The sequence below is a fragment of the Psychrobacter aestuarii genome (genome assembly GCF_904846035.1).
In the GTDB taxonomy this organism is placed as follows: Bacteria; Pseudomonadota; Gammaproteobacteria; order Pseudomonadales; family Moraxellaceae; genus Psychrobacter; species Psychrobacter aestuarii.
In genome coordinates this window covers 1,233,453-1,251,591 of sequence record NZ_CAJGYT010000001.1, presented here as the reverse complement: position 1 = coordinate 1,251,591, position 18,139 = coordinate 1,233,453, and the positions used below count along the sequence as shown (strand labels likewise).

Annotated in this window: 20 protein-coding genes; 9 read left to right on the top strand and 11 right to left on the bottom strand. The window is 52.4% G+C overall.

The annotated features are described in order from the left end of the window. The first annotated feature begins 4 nt into the window (after positions 1-4). The gene (locus JMW05_RS05170) at positions 5-1,006 is read left to right on the top strand and encodes a tyrosine recombinase XerC (RefSeq protein ID WP_201504294.1); all 1,002 of its coding nucleotides are present in this window, start codon (positions 5-7) and stop codon (positions 1,004-1,006) included. Here the strand turns inward: JMW05_RS05170 and JMW05_RS05165 are convergent. After that, positions 984-1,871, bottom strand: coding sequence for a nitrilase-related carbon-nitrogen hydrolase (locus JMW05_RS05165; RefSeq protein ID WP_201504293.1), 888 nt, complete (start codon positions 1,869-1,871; stop codon positions 984-986). The two genes, JMW05_RS05170 and JMW05_RS05165, sit on opposite strands and share 23 nt — an antisense overlap. A gap of 377 nt (positions 1,872-2,248) precedes the next feature. On the opposite strand from JMW05_RS05165, the gene rpoN reads away from it, so the two are divergent. Next, positions 2,249-3,859, top strand: a complete 1,611-nt coding sequence (gene rpoN / locus JMW05_RS05160; RefSeq protein WP_201504292.1) for an RNA polymerase factor sigma-54 — start codon at positions 2,249-2,251, stop codon at positions 3,857-3,859. A 490-nt stretch (positions 3,860-4,349) separates the two neighbouring features. Continuing rightward, positions 4,350-4,718 carry a ribosome hibernation-promoting factor, HPF/YfiA family gene (hpf, locus tag JMW05_RS05155; RefSeq protein ID WP_201504291.1) on the top strand — a complete coding sequence of 123 codons (369 nt, stop codon included), beginning with the start codon at positions 4,350-4,352 and terminating at the stop codon, positions 4,716-4,718. A 316-nt stretch (positions 4,719-5,034) separates the two neighbouring features. On the opposite strand, the gene thiS is transcribed toward hpf, so the two are convergent. From thiS to JMW05_RS05135, 4 genes are all read right to left on the bottom strand, one after another. After that, a complete protein-coding gene (gene thiS, locus JMW05_RS05150; RefSeq protein ID WP_201504290.1) occupies positions 5,035-5,235 on the bottom strand; it encodes a sulfur carrier protein ThiS in 201 nt (66 codons plus the stop codon). Positions 5,236-5,290: 55 nt separating this feature from the next. Beyond that, positions 5,291-5,656 carry a DUF423 domain-containing protein gene (locus JMW05_RS05145; protein WP_201504289.1) on the bottom strand — a complete coding sequence of 122 codons (366 nt, stop codon included), beginning with the start codon at positions 5,654-5,656 and terminating at the stop codon, positions 5,291-5,293. Positions 5,657-5,719: 63 nt separating this feature from the next. Next, positions 5,720-6,610: an RNA polymerase sigma factor RpoH gene (gene rpoH / locus JMW05_RS05140; RefSeq protein ID WP_406947473.1), complete on the bottom strand. Its 891-nt coding sequence runs from the start codon at positions 6,608-6,610 to the stop codon at positions 5,720-5,722. Between the two features lie 389 nt (positions 6,611-6,999). After that, positions 7,000-7,404 carry a sulfurtransferase TusA family protein gene (locus tag JMW05_RS05135; protein WP_201504288.1) on the bottom strand — a complete coding sequence of 135 codons (405 nt, stop codon included), beginning with the start codon at positions 7,402-7,404 and terminating at the stop codon, positions 7,000-7,002. A 267-nt stretch (positions 7,405-7,671) separates the two neighbouring features. On the opposite strand from JMW05_RS05135, the gene JMW05_RS05130 reads away from it, so the two are divergent. Beyond that, positions 7,672-9,231 (top strand): M48 family metalloprotease, encoded by a 1,560-nt coding sequence (locus tag JMW05_RS05130; protein WP_227691449.1) that lies wholly within the window; start codon positions 7,672-7,674, stop codon positions 9,229-9,231. Between the two features lie 122 nt (positions 9,232-9,353). Here JMW05_RS05130 and JMW05_RS05125 read toward each other — a convergent pair whose 3' ends face one another. Next, a complete protein-coding gene (locus JMW05_RS05125; RefSeq protein ID WP_201504287.1) occupies positions 9,354-9,803 on the bottom strand; it encodes a GatB/YqeY domain-containing protein in 450 nt (149 codons plus the stop codon). Between the two features lie 329 nt (positions 9,804-10,132). Beyond that, positions 10,133-10,348, bottom strand: coding sequence for a 30S ribosomal protein S21 (rpsU, locus tag JMW05_RS05120; protein ID WP_199508379.1), 216 nt, complete (start codon positions 10,346-10,348; stop codon positions 10,133-10,135). Between the two features lie 535 nt (positions 10,349-10,883). On the opposite strand from rpsU, the gene JMW05_RS05115 reads away from it, so the two are divergent. The 5 genes from JMW05_RS05115 (at position 10,884) to JMW05_RS05095 (ending at position 13,991) form a co-directional block, all read left to right on the top strand. After that, on the top strand, positions 10,884-11,288 hold the full coding sequence (locus tag JMW05_RS05115; protein WP_201504286.1) for a hypothetical protein: 405 nt from the start codon (positions 10,884-10,886) through the stop codon (positions 11,286-11,288). Between the two features lie 47 nt (positions 11,289-11,335). Then, positions 11,336-11,884, top strand: a complete 549-nt coding sequence (locus tag JMW05_RS05110; protein ID WP_201504285.1) for a c-type cytochrome — start codon at positions 11,336-11,338, stop codon at positions 11,882-11,884. A gap of 130 nt (positions 11,885-12,014) precedes the next feature. Next, the gene (tsaD, locus tag JMW05_RS05105; RefSeq protein ID WP_201504284.1) at positions 12,015-13,100 is read left to right on the top strand and encodes a tRNA (adenosine(37)-N6)-threonylcarbamoyltransferase complex transferase subunit TsaD; all 1,086 of its coding nucleotides are present in this window, start codon (positions 12,015-12,017) and stop codon (positions 13,098-13,100) included. Further along, positions 13,100-13,471: a CrcB family protein gene (locus JMW05_RS05100; protein WP_201504283.1), complete on the top strand. Its 372-nt coding sequence runs from the start codon at positions 13,100-13,102 to the stop codon at positions 13,469-13,471. Before tsaD ends, JMW05_RS05100 begins: the two co-directional genes overlap by 1 nt. Positions 13,472-13,505: 34 nt before the next feature. Next, positions 13,506-13,991 (top strand): DMT family transporter, encoded by a 486-nt coding sequence (locus tag JMW05_RS05095; RefSeq protein ID WP_227691448.1) that lies wholly within the window; start codon positions 13,506-13,508, stop codon positions 13,989-13,991. Between the two features lie 15 nt (positions 13,992-14,006). On the opposite strand, the gene JMW05_RS05090 is transcribed toward JMW05_RS05095, so the two are convergent. The 4 genes from JMW05_RS05090 to potA all read right to left on the bottom strand — a co-directional run bounded on the left by JMW05_RS05090 (position 14,007) and on the right by potA (position 17,854). Then, entirely contained in the window at positions 14,007-14,897 is an 891-nt protein-coding gene (locus tag JMW05_RS05090; protein ID WP_201504282.1) for a LysR family transcriptional regulator, read from the bottom strand. A 70-nt stretch (positions 14,898-14,967) separates the two neighbouring features. Beyond that, positions 14,968-15,762, bottom strand: a complete 795-nt coding sequence (gene potC / locus JMW05_RS05085; protein ID WP_201504281.1) for a spermidine/putrescine ABC transporter permease PotC — start codon at positions 15,760-15,762, stop codon at positions 14,968-14,970. After that, on the bottom strand, positions 15,762-16,640 hold the full coding sequence (gene potB / locus JMW05_RS05080) for a spermidine/putrescine ABC transporter permease PotB (protein ID WP_201504280.1): 879 nt from the start codon (positions 16,638-16,640) through the stop codon (positions 15,762-15,764). The genes potC and potB overlap by 1 nt, the downstream gene beginning before the upstream one ends. Continuing rightward, positions 16,640-17,854 (bottom strand): spermidine/putrescine ABC transporter ATP-binding protein PotA, encoded by a 1,215-nt coding sequence (potA, locus tag JMW05_RS05075; RefSeq protein ID WP_201504279.1) that lies wholly within the window; start codon positions 17,852-17,854, stop codon positions 16,640-16,642. Before potA ends, potB begins: the two co-directional genes overlap by 1 nt. Positions 17,855-18,139: the final 285 nt, after the last annotated feature.

Here is an 18,139-nt window from a genome sequence, read left to right as displayed (position 1 = left end):
TCTGATGACCGCCTCGCGTCTCCCGCCGACAGACGATGACAGTGCCGATGTTGAGGCTTTTGATGCCTTAATGTCGCCTGTCGAGCGCTGGCTTGCGACCCTCGCACGCGAAAACCACTCACCGCACACCCAAACCGCTTATCATGCCGCTGTTGCTCAGTTGGCACGGCATCTGTGTGCGCGTCGTCTGACATGGACGCGCTGTGATAAGCGTCAGTTGGCGCAGCACGTCACCCACCGCTTAGAAGAAGACAATCTGAGCCTTGCCAGCATGCAGCAGGCGCTCTCTGCGATTCGTCATTTTTATGGTTGGCTAATTGATGAGGGGCAGGCGCGTATCAACCCTGCGCTCGGCTATCAGTTGGCACGCGGCGCACGCGCGCTACCCAGCATTGCCGATATGGATGTCATCACCCAGCTGCTTGACCAGCCAGCACCCGACACGCCCAATCAGACGCGGCTTTGGCTGCGTGATAAAGCGATATTTGAGCTGCTTTATAGCAGTGGGCTGCGCGTCAGTGAGCTGGTCGCCTTAGACATTCACGACCTTGACCAAGCGCGTCAGCAAGTCCGCGTGACAGGTAAGGGCAACAAGGTTCGCCTTGTTCCTGTCGGTAGCCGTGCGCTTGAAGCGATTGCGCGCTATTTGCCGCACCGCGCCCTCTGGAGCGAACATGTGGACGAGGCGCTGTTTATCAGTGAAAAGCTCGGCACGCGATTGACTACCCGCGCCGTACAGCAGCGGCTAAAAGTCGCGGCAAAACGTGCTGGTATCGACCAAAACCTCTATCCGCATTTATTGCGGCACTGTTTTGCCTCGCACATGCTCTCAAACAGTGGTGACTTGCGCGCGGTGCAAGAGATGCTTGGGCATGCCGACATTGGCACCACGCAGATATATACGCACGTTGATTTTACGCGTTTAACGCAAGTCTATGATACCGCGCACCCACGCGCCGTGCGTCATGCGGCACGCACGATGACTACGCCAGACGATGACAGTTAAAAATCGGCAGCGTCTCGCGTCCTGAGGCTTGCGCGCCTTTATCACACGACGCCATAATAAGCGCATAGCCCTGCTTCGCGTTGACCTCTGTCAGTGCACTGTGCGCATAATCCGCTGCTACTGTACCATCATGGCGTGTAATTGCGCTGTGCCCCCACGTCTGCCGCGCCGCTTGGCTTGGGTATTGGTGCGTGCCGCCTTGGGCTGCGCCAATCACCATACACTGACTGTCGAGTGCGCGCGCACGTAGTAACAGTGACCAATGCGCTTGCCCTGTCAAATAAGTAAATGCTGAGGGCGCACTTAACAAATCACTGCCCGCCTGCCGCAAACGCTGCGCTAAGGCAGGAAAGCGCAAATCAAAGCACACCATCATCCCCACATGATACGTCCCTGCATCCAGTCGGATCGGCGCAACCACCGTCTGCGTGCCCGCCTCAAAAGTCGCCGCCTCATTATAGCTGCCAGTATCGTCCGCCACCGTTGCCTGAAACAGATGAATCTTGTCATAGCGCGCCACCTGCGTGCCATCGGGCGCGAACAGCTGACTGACCTGACGCAAGCGGTCATCGGGAACAGGCGTACCATCAGGACGGTACGGGCAAGGCAGCGTGCCTGCCAGCAGATGTACTTGGTGCTTTGCCGCCAGCTGCGCCAGCGTGCTTGAGAGCGCGTCAAACTGCGCGGCGGTCGCCGATTGCGCGCCCATGCTGCAACAGTTTTCAGGCAGTACCACCAGCTGTGCGCCTTGCGCGCTTGCATCCGCAACCGCCTGCGTGATGACCTCAAGATTGGCGCGGCGGTCTTGTTGACTGTTTAGCTGCACCGCTGCAATGGATAGTGGCTCATGGGTAAAATGCTGCATAATATTCCTTATGTAATCGCATTAAATATAAAAATAAGATAAATTTAACAAAGATACTGGGTATCACCCGTCATATTCCTCTAGGCTAACGTATCTGTCAGAACATTAATGTTATAAAATTGCTGGCAATAGACTTATCGCACCATAACGGTCGTAAGTATGAAAACGCAGCCATCATTGATAAAAAACAAGCTGCAAAGCGCGCGCCCGTGGATTGTGCGCGAAGTTTGTTAAGATAGAAATTATCGTAGCAACATGGGCGCAAAAAATGCTATCGTCATGAGCGCATAAAACCACTCAGAAAAACCTGCGCCTTATAACAATAATCGCCGCACAGATGCGCCCATCGTCAAACAACGGAGTGTAATAAACCTGCCATGAGTATGTCATTTGGACTGACAGCCACATTAAGCACCTCGCAAAAGCTGACCCCGCAGATGCAGCAAGCCATCAAACTGCTGCAACTCTCAAGCTTGGAGCTGGCGCAAGAAGTGCAGGCCAAGCTTGACAGCAATCCGTTATTAGAGCGCATTGAAGACGAGCACGACTCAAGCGCACCTTTGCATGAAGACAGCCAAAGCAGCCTTGAGGCGTGGAACAACACCGCAAGTACCGAGCGCGCATCGTCAGTCTCACTCGATGATGGGGCAGAGGCGGTGGCAGACAGCCTAGACAAGTTGCAACAAGGCACGCTCGATGAGGATGCCTCAGACGTGGCGTTCGGTACAGGCGAGGGCTTTGAACATATGGATGGCTTTAGCACCCTAGATATTGGTAGTTTGCCGCGCAGCACAGTGTCCCTTGATGACGACTTGGACAGCTATCAAGGGGCAACGAGTGCTTGTATTCAAGACCACGTGCGCTGGCAGCTGAATTTTAAGCGCCTATCTGCCAATGACGTGCTCATCGCTGATTATCTGGTCGATGCGATGGATGACATGGGTTTTATTGACATTAATATGGAGGAGTTGCTGCGCAGCTTTGAGACCATGGCGAGCTTTTATCAGTGGGAGTCGAGTATTGATGCCGATGAAATCATCGCCGTACTGCACATCATTCAATCTTGCGATCCGCTTGGGGTGGGCGCGCGCTCACTGACCGAGTGCTTAAGTATACAGCTTGCGCGCTTGGATACCGACACGCCGTATCTTGAGCATGCCAAAAAGCTCTTGACCGCGACCGAGCACTTGACCACCAATAACATCAAGGCACTGACCGAAGCCACAGGGTTACAGCCTGAGCACATTACCCCAGCGCTGCAAGTGCTGCGCACCCTAAACCCGCACCCTGGTCAAGCGTTTTACCACGCTCAGCCCGACCACATGCAAGCGCCCGACAGCTACGACATCCCAGACGTATTGGTGACGCCTGTACGCGGGCAGGGCGCGAGCGACAGTGACGCCACAGGCTGGCACGTGCGCCTAAATCCTGACACCTTGCCCAAGCTACAGGTCAATCAAGAATACGCAAACCTCATCAAGCGTGGCGATGACAGCCCCACCAATCAGTATCTAAAAACGCACCTGAGCGATGCACGGCTGTTTATCCGCAGCATCGAAGAGCGCAACCAAAACTTGCTGCGCGTTGCCAGTAGTATCGTCAGACGCCAGCAGGCGTTTTTGGTACATGGGGCGACCGCCATGCAGCCTTTGATTTTAAAAGACATTGCCGAAGAGCTGTCATTGCACGAGTCCACCGTCTCACGCCTGACCACCAGTAAAAGCATCCTAACCCCGCAAGGGCTGTTTTCGCTCAAGCATTTTTTCTCCTCGCACGTCAGCAGCAGCGATGGCGACATCTCTTCAACCGCCATCAGCGCCATGATTAAGCAGATGATTCAACAAGAAAACCCCAAAAAACCGCTGTCCGACAGCCGCATTCAAGCCGCACTGCTCGCCGATGGTATTGACATCGCACGGCGCACGGTCGCCAAATACCGCGAAGCGATGAACATCGGCTCCTCGACCCAGCGTAAACAAAAATACTGACCGAGTATCGCTGGTAATTTTCCTTATAAAAATTCATTGATATAAAAAGGGCGGTGCTGTCTGGCTATCGCCCTCTTACTTATGAGTATATGGGCTTGATGCAGTGATTGGCGGGCTTATTAAATGGTAAAAAGGGGAGCACTCACGGACGATAGACGCCAAGTTTACTGTTAATAAATGAGTGAATAAAAAACAAAAATTCCTGATTATATACATTTTGAAAAATAACAAAAGTATCAGTTACAATTGATTACAATATAGGCTCTTGTCAGCGCGCTTGATTCATGACAAATTAGAGACACATCAATAGCAAGACGCCATATCCCAAGATATGTTCGTACTTAGCGTAATGACAACCGACATACCGCGACATAACAACAAAGGCGAATAGCCATACAGCGGATGACTACAACAGCTATTGATGCGGTCAGATGTTAAGCAGATATGTGATGCATCTTTGAAATACAGCAATAAATATAAGGACAAGCATATGAATGTTTCTATCAGTGGTCACCATATCAGTGTTACCGAAGCCATGGACAGTGCAGTACGCGATAAGCTTAGCAAAGTAGAGCGCCATTTTGATCAGATTCAAAGTATTCAAGTGATTTTGTCTCTTGACAACAGCGGCGCCAGCGATGGCGGGAAAAAGAGCCACAAAGCTGAAGCCATCTTACGTGCATCGGGTCAAGAAATGTTTGTCCAAGCCTACGACGATGATATGTATAAAGCCATTAATGAGATGGCGGACAAGCTCGATAGACAGGTACGCAAATACAAAACCCGCTTAGAGCGCAAAAAAGGACGCGGCGGACGTTATGAAGATTTGGACATGGTGGAAGCAGCGCCAATTGCATAAGGACATGTTTTCGGACGCGGCTCACACAGAGTGAGTTGTATAATCAATGATGAGCGTAGAGGAGGCAAAGTAGTTTTAGCATTTGTTTTTTTAGCGCCATAGCAGTCAGATGGCATTCATAAGAAAGTTCATGTCATACTATATTTTTCCATTCATCATAAATAAAGACCTCAATCGCCAAACGATTGAGGTCTTTTAATATGCATCGTCTTTTAATAATTACAGTAACGGACATAGAGTCGCAAGTAAAACAGCGCTATAAGGCAGTCCGAACAGTTTGAATCGCTACTAATCAATCGATGCTTTACAGCAGATACTAGCCGCCACCGACCGCTTGTACCACTTCGATGTGCATGCCTTCAACAATGCGCAGCTGCGTCAGCTCACTTTTTGGCGTCAGCTCGCCATCGACTTCAACGGCGTAGCGCCCTGTGCTGAGCCCCAGCTCATTGATGACCAGCTGTACGGTCTGGTGCGTGGTCTGTAAGGTTTTGCCATTGACGGTGATGGTGGGCATAACGCGCTGTCCTTTATGATAAAAAGTGGGTCCTGTGCTCAGTGTAACAAAAATTTTAACGTGCCAAGCGATAACTGCTCACCGCCAGCCACAACCATCCGAGAATCATCAGTGTGCCGCCAATCGGCGTAATCGCGCCCAGCCAGCGCGGCGCATCCAGTGTCATGGCATATAGACTGCCTGTAAAAATCAGCATACCAATCTGTATCAGCCAAGCGCTGGCAGCCGACGCGTAGCCAAGGCGCAGCAGCAAGCCAAGCAACAACAAGCCCAAAGCATGAATGAACCAATACAGCGTGCCGGTATGCCACCACTCTAGCTGCTCGGCGCTGACCATGGATTTGAGACCATGAGCGCCGAACGCCCCGCAACCTACGGCCAGCGACAGATTGATGGCAGCGATGGTTATCCAGTTGAGCATAGCGACTCTCTTGTTGTGTGGTGGCTTATCGTTCGGGTGGTTTGATGGTTTATGCGTGTGCCGTTAACGTACATCGTCAGGCAGTATCACGCTATCGATGGTCATGGCATCACGGATTTTGTCCATGGCATTTTTTTCAATCTGCCGCACACGCTCTGCTGAGATGGAGTAGACCGCCGCCAGCTCATGCAAAGTAGACTTTTGCTCAGCCAGCCAGCGCTGCTCGACGATATCGCGTGAGCGGTCATCTAAAGTATCCATCGCTGCACTCAGTGCCGAGGCGTTATTCTCTTCCCAATCCGACTCTTCGACCATCTCCGCAGGGTCGATGTCATCTTCTAAGAACAGCTGCGGCGCGTAACGACCGTCATCATCATCACTCGATTGCGTCTCAAATGAGGCATCGTACGAGGTCAGGCGCGACTCCATCTCCAGCACTTGCTTGCGCGTGACGTTCAAATCTTTAGCAATCGCGTCCGCTTCTTCAAGCGTCAGTTGGTTGTTGGTTTTTTTTAGGCTGCGCAAGTTAAAAAACAGCTTACGGTGCGCTTTGGTGGTCGCCACTTTCACAATACGCCAGTTGCGAATCACAAACTCGTGAATCTCCGCCTTAATCCAATGCACAGCAAAGGATACCAAGCGCACGCCTTTATTGGGGTCAAAGCGCTTGACCGCTTTCATCAGTCCCAAATTGCCTTCTTGAATCAAGTCCGCTTGTGGCAAGCCGTAGCCTGAATAGCTGCGCGCGATATGAATCACGAAGCGCAGATGCGACATGACGAGCAGGCGCGCCGCTTCGACATCGCCATCATCATAATAGCGGTGCGCAAGCTCTTGCTCTTGGGTCGGGGTCAAAATCGGAATCTGGTGTACGGTATTGATATACGCGCCCAGATTGACCCCTGGCGCAGATAAGTGGGTCGGCATCGAGGGCACCAAGTCCCGCGTGCGCATATCGCTCAAGGTCTCAGCATCATAAAGCGCTGGGTTCGCCTTGTTCGTCTCGGTGGTGTCATTGGTGGCTTTTTGGGTCACCGCATCAGAGGGAGTAGTCATATCTTTGACCTTAATCAAATCAGAAGTCGTATCAATACATGGCTTGCTTGTCTATCAAAATATACGGTAAGCCGCTATCGTACTGGTGATGCGCACAGAGCGCACGTATCGTTATGCATTGTTGTTGCTGTTATTCAAAAGGGTGTTACCGTCGTTATATAAGAAGTTTAACAGTTGGGGTGCTGCGTGCTTATTCATTTTATCAATAAAAGCGTTATGAATATCAGGACATAACGCTATGATAAATAAAATAATGTCATGCTATTGATTGTAAAGGATAGCTGCATTTATTTACTATCGGTTTTAGTAATGATGAAGTGAAATATTGTATCGGTCGCCGACGCCGTATTGCTGCCTGTATCTGCTGTGTTGGTCTGGGCGTTGACCTGCAAGCGGACATCAGGGGTCTGCGCGCAAAAGGCGACCATGTCCGCGCGTGAATTGGGGTCGGTGGCAAGGACATATACCGAATCGCCTACGGCTACTTGGCGCAAGGCGACTTTGGTTTTAAGTAGCGGCATGGGGCAGGCAAGCGTACGCCCATCGACCAAGGCGGTAATGGTAATCGCCGCGTCTGTTGAGCTTTGCACGTTGTCATCGGGCGCTTTTTGTAGCACGGCCAGCCAGTCGCGGACAGTCGCCTCAGTCTCAAGAGAAAGCGTGGCGGCGGGCAATATAGAGCGTGCTGACATAAACCAATACCTGTATTCATAAAAATTGCTGTGCGCTGCTGATCAGTTGCTGGGTAGGCACTTCGCGTTATTCGAGCGTTATTCGAGCGTTATTCGAGCGTTATTATAACAAATCTTGCCCGCCGTGCGCGGACTGTGGCGATGTATCGCGTGCCAAGCAGGTGTCCATTTAACGCTTGTAAAGTGGCATGGTATTAGCTATGGTGAGAGGCAAAATATGCCATGCGTCGTGGCTAAGTGTTTGTTTTTATTCATAAGGATGCGCCTGTGATTGCTTATCATACCAAAGGGTTTCGCACCGTGTTGCGCCCTGTAGCGCGCGCAGCACTGCTGCTCACCGCTGCCAGTGCGTGCACGATAGTCAGCGCCGAGACGCGCGCATGGCAACCATGGCAGATGCCTGAAGACAACAGCCTGCGCGTGCCCAGTTTGCAAGGGGATGGGCTGAGCTTTGCAGACAGACGGCAAAATCAGGTAATGGGTGAGTGGGCGCTACGTACCATCAATGGGCACACCAAGATGCTGCATGACCCGTGGGTACAGGAGGTCATTACCAATATGACATGGCGGCTCAATAGCGAGGTGCGCCAGCAAGCGCCATTAGCGACCGTCATTATCGACAATCCCAACATCAATGCCTTTGCCGCCCCTGGCGGGGTGATTGGTATCAATACGGGTACGATTCTGGCGGCAGACAGTATGGATGAGCTGGCGAGTGTCATCGCGCACGAAGTGGCGCACGTCAGCCAGCGTCATTACGAGCACGGCGATGATGCGCGTCGTCAAGCGATGCTGATGCAAATCGGTGGCATGCTCGCTGCGATTGCCGCCTCGGCGGTCGATGGTGACGCGGCCGCCGCCGTTATGATGGGCTCACAGACCGCGGCGATGAACAATGCCATGGCCTTTAGCCGCAGCAATGAGCGCGAAGCTGACCGTATAGGCATGGACATCATGACCCAAGCGGGCTACGACCCACGCGCGATGCCGCGCTTTTTTGCAAAAATGAGTCAAAACAGCGAGCTGAATCAGGTCAAAAACCAGTTTTTACCCAGCTTTGTGCGCTCGCATCCGCAAAGCACTGAGCGCCTAAGCGACGCGCAAAGCCGCGCCCAGCAGTACCCAAGTGCTTCCCTAAGCCAGCAAGCCCGCCATCAGGTGTTGTTCGACATGCTTTATTGGCGCGTGCAGCAATTGGGCTCAGAAGCTTCCAAGACCGCGCTCACCACCGCCGCGAACAACAGCACGGGCGCAAAAATGGCGCTGATGCTGTGGCATGCTGAGCACCAAGACTTTGCTGCAGCAAACGAGCTGTATCAGTCCTTAAAAGCCAAAGCCGCCACCCAGTCTGAGCTGGAGCCGCTACTGAGCATCAGTTACGCAGAAGTATTGAGCGAGCAGCAGCAGTGGGACAAAGCCGCTGAGCTGTTATCTGTACAGCAGCGCACGTATCCTGAGCGCCGCGATTTGCGCTTGTATCTGGCAGAGGCGCTAATAGAAACCAGCCGTGTCAATGAGGCCAGCGCCTTGCTCAAGCCGCTCATCCAAGCAAAGCCCACCGACCGTGCGGCATGGCAGGCGCTACAACGGGTTCATGAAAAAATCGCCAAAACCACAAGCGATGCCGCCCTTGCCAATATCGCCACCATCAATGCGCTGCGTTATCGCAGTCACGACCAGCTGTGGAGTGGACGCTACGACGCAGCGCTGGTGTCACTTACCCAAGCGCAGCGCTTGGCGACAGCAGCAAGCAACACCAAAAGCTTGCTGCCCATCATCAATCAAGACATCAAAAATGTAAAAACCGCCAAAGACTATCAGCCTTAGACGCTGTACAGCATGGTATTTTGCGCATTCAACAGCGCATAAAAAAGCCAAAAGGGACACGCAATACGCGACCTGCCTTTTGGCTTGTTTTATTGACTGCTTATTCGCTTATGGCGTCGTCATTACCCTTGCAAGGCTTGTTTGACTTGGGCAGAGATAACGGCAGGGTCAGCGCGACCCGCGGTTTTCGCTTTTAGCTCGCCCATGACTTTGCCCATATCGCGCATTGAGGTTGCGCCTTGCGCTTCGATTTCGGCAGTGACGAGGGCTTGAACCTCATCTAGGCTCATTTGCTGCGGCATGAATTCATTGATGATATCAATCTCAAACTGCTCTTTACTTGCCAAGTCTTCACGACCGTTTTCGGTAAAGATGTGCAGTGATTCTTGGCGCTGTTTGAGCTGCTTTTGTAGTACTTCCAGCACTTCGGCATCTGTCAGGGTGGTCTGACGGTCAATCTCAATCTGTTTGATGACGGCTTGGACATTACGGAGTACTTTTACGCGCTCAAGCTCGCGGCCTTTCATGGCGGTTTTGATGCTGTCGGTCAGTTGTTGTTTTAAATCGCTCATGCCAGTGGCTTTCCTTATAGCTAATAAAAAAGTGCAAACCCTCAGCGCACGCCGCCAAAGGTCGTTCAGTGACAAAAAGTGTAGCACAAAAAACGCCACTGATATCAACAGATAGCAGTGGCGCAGATATGGGGGCAATATACGCTGTGTTCTGCAACATCTTATCGGTTAAGCGCGTTTATCAGCGCAAAATAAGATGCAGGCAAACAAATCAGTTGTAAGAGTTACGCTTAATGTCTGATGCGTGGGTCATGTCCGTGTACGTTTATATACATAGCAACGAAGCAAACCAAACTGCCCGCTGACACGAATGTCAGTACTGGCGTAAATTAGTATTTACGAGTAGTACGGATGGTGTCGCGTTGCAATTTTTTCTTATAACGCTTAACCGCAGCGGCTTTTTTGCGCTTACGCTCTTGCGTTGGCTTTTCATAAAACTCACGCTTACGTACGTCTGATAGAACGCCAGCTTTTTCACAAGCACGCTTGAAACGACGGATAGCGATATCAACTGGTTCGTTTTCTTTAACCTTTACTGCAGGCATGTAAACTCCTTATGAGTGAGAGATGAGGGCATTGGCTTGGCTGTGTATTAGTATTTAGCCGTGAGGTCTCAAATCAAGGCATCAGCTCAAACCAGAACAATCTTGCGCAAGGGGCACAAGGGTGCGTATTTTAGCCAAAATGCCACACAAAGTCAACACTTTTTGCCACAAGGGCAGTGCCGATACGCTCGGCAATTATGTTTAAAAACAAGACGATACTGCCTGCGCTGGCCTCTAGGCAAAACCGTTGCAATGCGCGTTAAAAAGTGGCGGCAATGAACGCAAGAACAAAATATCTGCGTATTTTAAGCGTTTATCTGTTGTCATAGATGGCAATAACAAACATGCCAGATGGTGGACAGCGCGTGGCTTTTAGCGATGATTTACCAAAAAAACAGTGGTTTTTTGCGGTCGGTAGATTTTTGCTAAAAACCCACACTGCAATAACGACTATTATCGACTTTGTGCTATGATAGCCGCCATATGCCAGCAGGCATGGTTATGCTTTTTGGTTACTGAATTTGAGGACATGAGTATGAGCAACACACTAAAGCAAACGGCACTATGGGCAGCATTGGCAATCACCGCTGGGCTGGGTATCAGCGCTTGTGGTGGCAGTGAGCATGAAGAAGTAAAAGCGGTCGATATGGTCGATGAAGCGGCGGCGCTTGCGCGTAAAAATGCGCCTGAAGCTGAAGACATGGGCTTTGAAGAAACCTCAGCCACGGCAGTTGCTGATAATGCAACCGCTGCCGACGAAGCAGGCGCAACAGAAAGCGAAGCGATGAGCGCCGAGCAAGAAATGACAGGCGATACGGCAGAAGCCAGCGCGGATGACAGTGCAGCGGCGCCAGCAGCAGAGGCTGAAGCAGACGCCAGCGCTGATAGTGATGCGCCAGCGACAGAAGACGCACCAGCGGACGCAGCAACCGCACAATAAGCGGCTCAATCTATCGTCTGTCAAATGGATGGGCAGCAGGGGGTAATATGACGGCAATAAAGTATCAGCGCTATGGTCTGGTATTGGCACTGGCAATCGGTGGCGGATTACTGAGCGCCTGCGGTGAGACGCCCCCAGCTGCGAGCGAGACGACGAGCGATGCGCCTGCAACATCTGAAGCGGCAGATGCTACGACCGCGCCAAGTGCGGACAGCGCGGAGATGAGCACTGAAAATACGGCAGCGCCAGTAGCAGAAGAAGAGACGACCGCAGCAGAAGGTACGCCTGACGGGGCAGACTCGACGGCGACGGCAAATGATGCCAATTCGGTTGCGACCGATAGCGCGCCATTATCTGCCGAGGCAGGCAAAACGCTGTATGAAACGCGCTGCAAAATCTGCCACGAAAGCGGCATGCTAAACGCACCAAAGCTGAGTGATACCGCTGCATGGGCGCCGCGTTTGGCAAAAGGCAAAGAGACGCTGTATCAGCACTCAGCCAATGGCTTTAATAAAATGCCCGCGCAAGCAACCGACGAGGTCAGCGCCGCTGAGGTACATGCGGCGGTGGACTATATGGTCGCGGCAGTAAGCTGATATCGCCACGCAAAATTTGCTAAACTGACCGTCATTGTAGCGTGCAATGGCGGTTTTTTTGTGCCGCTTGGCGGTGATTGAGAATAACGCGTATTGGTGTTGTTCTAACAGATAAGATAAAGGCAAAGGCATGAAAGTATTGGGTTTAGAGACCTCGTGTGACGAGACGGGCTTAGCGATTTTTGACAGTGAAGCGCAGCACAGTAGCAATCAAGGGCTGCTCGGGCAAGTATTGTATTCACAAATTGAGCTGCACGCGACCTATGGCGGCGTGGTGCCTGAGCTGGCAAGCCGCGACCATATTCGCAAGCTCGTGCCGCTCTTTGATGAGCTGCTCGCGCAGTGCAAGATAGACAAATCAGAGATTGATGCCATCGCCTATACCAAAGGTCCTGGGCTGATTGGCGCACTCATGACGGGCGCATTGTTTGGGCGCACGCTGGCGTATGCGCTGGATGTTCCCGCCATTGGCGTACATCACATGGAAGGGCATTTGCTGGCGCCATTGATGGGCGCGAATGCACCAGCGTTTCCTTTTGTGTCTTTGCTGGTCTCAGGCGGGCACACGCAGCTGATTGCCGCACATGGCATCGGTCAGTATGAGATATTGGGCGAGTCGATTGACGATGCGGCGGGTGAATGTTTTGACAAGGCAGCAAAAATGCTCGGCTTGCCGTACCCTGGCGGTCCAAACATCGCCAAACTTGCAGAGACGGGCAACCCAAATGCTTATGACTTGCCGCGCCCGATGCTGCATCGCGGTTTAGACTTTTCTTTTAGTGGTATGAAAACAGCGGTACACAACCTGATTAAAGACACCAAAGGTGCGGACAGCGACCCCTACGTGCGCGCTGATATCGCCGCAAGTTTTCAGCATGCGGTGGTGGATACGCTGGTCAAAAAATGTGTGAAAGCGCTGAAGCAAAGCGGTATGCAGCGCTTGGTGATTGCAGGTGGCGTCAGTGCCAATCAGCATTTGCGTGAGACGCTAGAGACCGCCCTTCGCAAGATTGGCGCAAGCGTCCATTACGCGCCGCCTGCACTATGTACCGATAATGGCGCAATGATTGCCTACGCAGGGTATCAGCGTTTGCAAGCGGGCATGTGCGATGATTTGGCGGTCAGCTGCGTGCCGCGTTGGCCTTTGACCGAATTGCCGCCGATTGATGCGGATAGCGACACCGATACTGATATTGATATTGAGACAACGATTTAATGCAGTGGCTTGCCATCGGTTTGGGCGCAGGACTTGGCGCGTGTTTGCGTGCACTTTTAGCCCGTCTTAATCCTGTGCATCACTGGATACCGCTTGGCACGCTGGGCGCGAATATCTTGGGTGGTTTGCTGATTGGCGCGGCGCTGGTTGTCTTTGAGCGTTTGGGCGCAGGCTGGTCGCCCAATCTTCGCCTATTTGTGATTACTGGGTTTTTGGGCGGCTTGACCACCTTTAGTACCTTTAGCGCTGAGGTGTTTACCTTTTTAAATGCAGGCAAACTCTTGGCAGGGCTTGGGCTCATTGGGTTGCATGTGGGCTTGACTTTGATGGCAACGGCGATTGGCTTTTATCTGTGTAAAAGTATGCTATAAGGCAAAGCGTCTCCTGATGGGCAATGGACGCTTGATGGACAGGATGACCGCGATGGATGGCAAGCTGATATTTTATGTGGTGATTAGTCTGCTCGGCGGGGCAATCGTGCCGTTGCAGCTGGCGATTGTGAATGCGTTTCGCGAATCGACACAAGCGACGCAAATACAGTCGACGTTCTACTTGTATGTGGGCGGGATGCTGGCGTCTTTGCTGTTGTGTTATGTGATGGATGGCGGGGTCAAGCCGCCCGCCGTTGGACAAGCCAGCTGGTGGATGTGGCTGCCAGGGTTTTTGGGCAGTTTTTATATTCTGTTTATGTTTATCGCCGCACCAAAAATAGGCGCGAGCAATACCTTGCTGTGGGTATTTTTGGGGCAGATGTATATTGCAATATTGCTCGGGCTGACAGGTTGGTTTGGACTGGAGGTGCGTCCCATCAGCATGAGCAAAGTCATCGGTCTGCTGCTCGTCACCGCAGGTGGGCTGACCATGATTTATGGCGAAGCCAAAGGCGTATAAGCACTTTTTAAGCCGTCACAAAGGCTTTGAGATGTTGTCCAGCAAGCTTGCGAAGCCCTGCATATAGGCGGTGTCTTTGCTCGCGGTGCGCGTCGCGGCATACAGCTGGCAATACACACCTTCCCCAAGACGACGCGAGACAACCCAGCCTTTTTTCTCATACTCATGCACCACCCAATCGGGCAAAGCGGCGACACCGCGTTCGCTGGCGACCAGCTGAATCAGCATCGCCGTCAGCTCTGTGGTGCGCATGCGCTTAAAGCTGGCGTGCGCGGGGGTCATAAACTTGGCGATGATGTCGAGGCGTTTGGCTTCGACAGGGTAGGCGATGAGCGTCTCATGCACCAAGTCATCGGGCACGACCGCACGCTTGGCGGCTAAGGGGTGCGTGGGCGAGAGTACCAAGCGGCTTTCGTATTCAAACAGCGGCTGATAGCTGAGACCGTCAATCGGCAGGTTGCTGGTGGTGATGAGCAGGTCGATATCGCCCTCTAACAGCAAATGATGCGGCTCAGGCTCAAAACCTGTGGCAAAATCCAACTCGACATCCGACCATTCGCGGCGGTATTGGTTCAAAATCGGCATCAGCCAATCGAAGCAGCTGTGACATTCAGACGCCAGCCGCAGACGCCCCGCCTGCCCATAGGCTAGGCGTTTTAGATTGGCTTTGGTGCGCGTGACTTGCGGCAAGATACTGTCCGCGAGCGCCAGCACGGTCTTGCCTGCGGGGGTAAAGGTCAAGGGGCGGGTACGCCGATTGACCAAACTGATGTCGTAATAATTTTCCAGCTCTTTTAGCTGATGCGATACCGCAGAGGCGGTCACGTGGAGTTCATCAGCAGCCGCGGCAAGCGACCCATGCGCCCGCAGCGCCGTCAAGGTATGAAGATGTCGAAGTTCGAGCATAGATAAACAAACCGCTAAGCTGAAAAAAAATCATTATAAAGCAATATACTACTGGTTTTCACGCAAAAAGTCAGCGTTTGCGCAGCAGCCATTGCGACACCACGACCAATACCAAAGACGCGAGCAGCAGCAAGCTGCCCACCGCATTGACCTCAGGTTTTAGCCCCACACGTACCATCGAATAAATCCGCAGCGGCAAAATCTCATAGCTCGGACCCGTGACAAACGTCGAGACCACCACATCATCGAGCGACAAGGTAAAGGCAAGCAGCCAGCCTGCCAGCACCGCAGGGAATATCACAGGTATCAATACCGTGCGTATCATCACCGATTCGGTCGCGCCCAAGTCGCGCGCCGCCTCAAGCAAGCGCTCATCCAAACTGCTCAAGCGCGCAAACACCGTAATCACCACAAAGGGTAAGCAAAAGGTAATGTGCGCAATCAACAGCGACACAAAGCCGAGCTGCAAGCCGACCAGCAAAAACAATACCAATAAAGAGATGGCAAGCACAATCTCAGGCGACATCATCAAAACAAACAATAAGCCTTGGAGCAGCCCCTTACCGCGAAAGCGATAACGGTGCAGCGCGAGCGCCGTCAAGGTGCCAATCAAAGTAGACACACTCGCCGCCACCAAGCCGAGCACAATCGAATGCCCAAAGGCATCGACCATCGCTTGATTGTTAAACAGCGACTCATACCATTTGAGGCTAAAGCCGCCCCAGTGGTAGCCGATTTTGGATTCGTTAAACGATAAGACCACCAATACCAAAATAGGAATGTATAACAGCGCATACACCAGCGTCAGATAGCCGCGCCCCAACAAGCGGGTAAAGGTGCGCGCGTTTGCAGAAGTCTTCGCCATTATGCCACCTCGTTAAAGTCGGTTTTGCCAATACGGCGACTGCTCGCGCGATACGCCAGCAATAAGATTGCCATCGCGACGGTCAACAGCACGCTGGCTGCCGCGCCAAACGGCCAATCACGCGCGTCCAAAAATTGATTTTTAATGATATTACCGACCAATAAATTGCGCGAGCCGCCCAGAATATCGGCGACATAAAACATCCCCATCGCGGGCAATAAGACCAGCAGCACGCCTGAGAGTATCCCTGGCGTGGTCAATGGCAAAACAATGTGCCAAAAGGTCTGGCGCTTGTTTGCGCCCAAATCCTGTGACGCAAGCAGCATGTCTTCACGCAAATCAGTGAACACCGCATACAAAGGCAGCACCATAAACGGAAACAATAAATACGTTAAGCCCGCTATCACCGCGCCTTGGGTATATAAAATATCTAACGGCGCATCAATGATGCCAAGCTTTTGCAATAGCGTGTTAATCAGCCCGTTATTGGCAAACAGCAATTTGAGCGCGTAGGTACGCACCAAAGAATTCGTCCAAAACGGCAAAATCAGCAGCAGCATGAGTATCGGCTGCACGCGCGGCTTGGCACGTGAAATCAGCCACGCAAACGGATAGCCGAACAGCAAGCATAAAATCGTGGTCAGCCCCGCCATCCATAAAGAGTGCATAAACACATCAAAATACAGCGGGTCAATCAGACGGATGTAGCTGCCGATATTGAGCGGCATGTCCACAAACTGACTGGGGTCACGACTAAAAAAACTGACCGCAATCACCAAAATATTGGGTATCAGCGCAAATATCAGCAGCCAACCCCAAATCAGCCATAAGGTCGCGGTGCGAAACGGGCTGGACTTGTGCAAACGTGCGCCCGCCATCAGATGCTATCCTTAGCCATCAAGGCTTCTGTACTGCTCGGTTCAGTCTCCGCCAACAGCCACTCCCAGCCATCGACCCACGCGACCTTGACGCGCTCGCCAAGCTTATAATCAAAGCTCGGGTCGTCTTCATCAAAAAATTCCGACGCCTTGACCACGCGCCCATCGTCCAGCTCAATGATGGAATCAAGCGTACTGCCTTTATATTGACTGTCAATCACTTGCCCGAACAGCCCGTGATGCGTGTCATCAGCGGCATCATAAATGCGCAAATCCTCTGGACGCAGCAAGAGACTGACCGCATCGCCCACCGCCACATCGAGTGCGTGCGCGGGGCGGCGCACATTGCGGCGTAGGGCAGCGCTATCGGCATCGCCCTGTAGTGTCACTTCGATGCGTCCGTTATTGACCACACCGTTGCGGTCGGGCGCGTCAGGGTGCACCGCATCGACCGTGGCGGTAAATAGGTTGGTCTCGCCGATGAATTTTGCGGTAAATAAATTGGCAGGGGTTTCATAAATCTCAATCGGCGTGCCAATCTGTTCAAAGCGTCCGCCTTTCATCACTGCGATGCGATCAGACATCGACAGCGCCTCTTCTTGGTCGTGGGTGACGAACACAAAGGTAATGCCCAGCTCGCGCTGTAAGCGTTTGAGCTCCGATTGCATTTGCAGGCGCAATTTGTGGTCGAGCGCGGAGAGGGGCTCATCGAGCAACAGCAGCTTGGGGCGATTAATCACCGCGCGCGCAATCGCCACCCGCTGCTGTTGTCCGCCTGACAAATCTTGCGGCTTGCGGTTTGCCAAGTGCGTCAGCTGCACCATCTCTAGCATGGCTTGCACGCGGGTCTTAATCTCGGCTTTGGCGACTTTTTTGATTTTTAGGCCATAGCCGATGTTTTCTGCCACCGTCATGTGCGGAAACAGCGCGTACTGCTGAAACACGGTATTAATCGGGCGCTTGTCCGCAGGTAAGCCCGCCATCTGTTGCCCATCGAGCACAATCGCGCCCGCGTCAGGCTGCTCAAAGCCTGCGATTAAACGCAGCAAGGTGGTCTTGCCGCACCCTGAGGGACCAAGTAAGGTCAAAAACTCACCTTGCTTAATATCTAGGTGAATATCGGTCAACACCTCGGTGCTGCCAAAGCTTTTTTTGAGTCCTGTGACCTGTAGCAAAGTATCGGCTGCGGCAGCGGCGGACGGTGGCTGTTGCATGACGGCAAGCTCCTAAAACATATCAAGGCGTTGAGCGCTGATTGATGGGTCGTGGGGTAAAAATATCAAGGGCGGTGCTGAATGATGGTCGCGCCGCTAGTATAACAAAGCTTGCGCCCAACACGGTTTGCCATACGTAGCGCGTGGCAAATTCGACTACAAAACGCGCATTCTGTTTGGGCAATGATTACGATACAATCTTTTGTTAACATTGTATGCGTGCATGACTGTTCACTCATTGATGGAGCATGCTATTTTTTCTTTTAAATACCTGAAGGATACCTT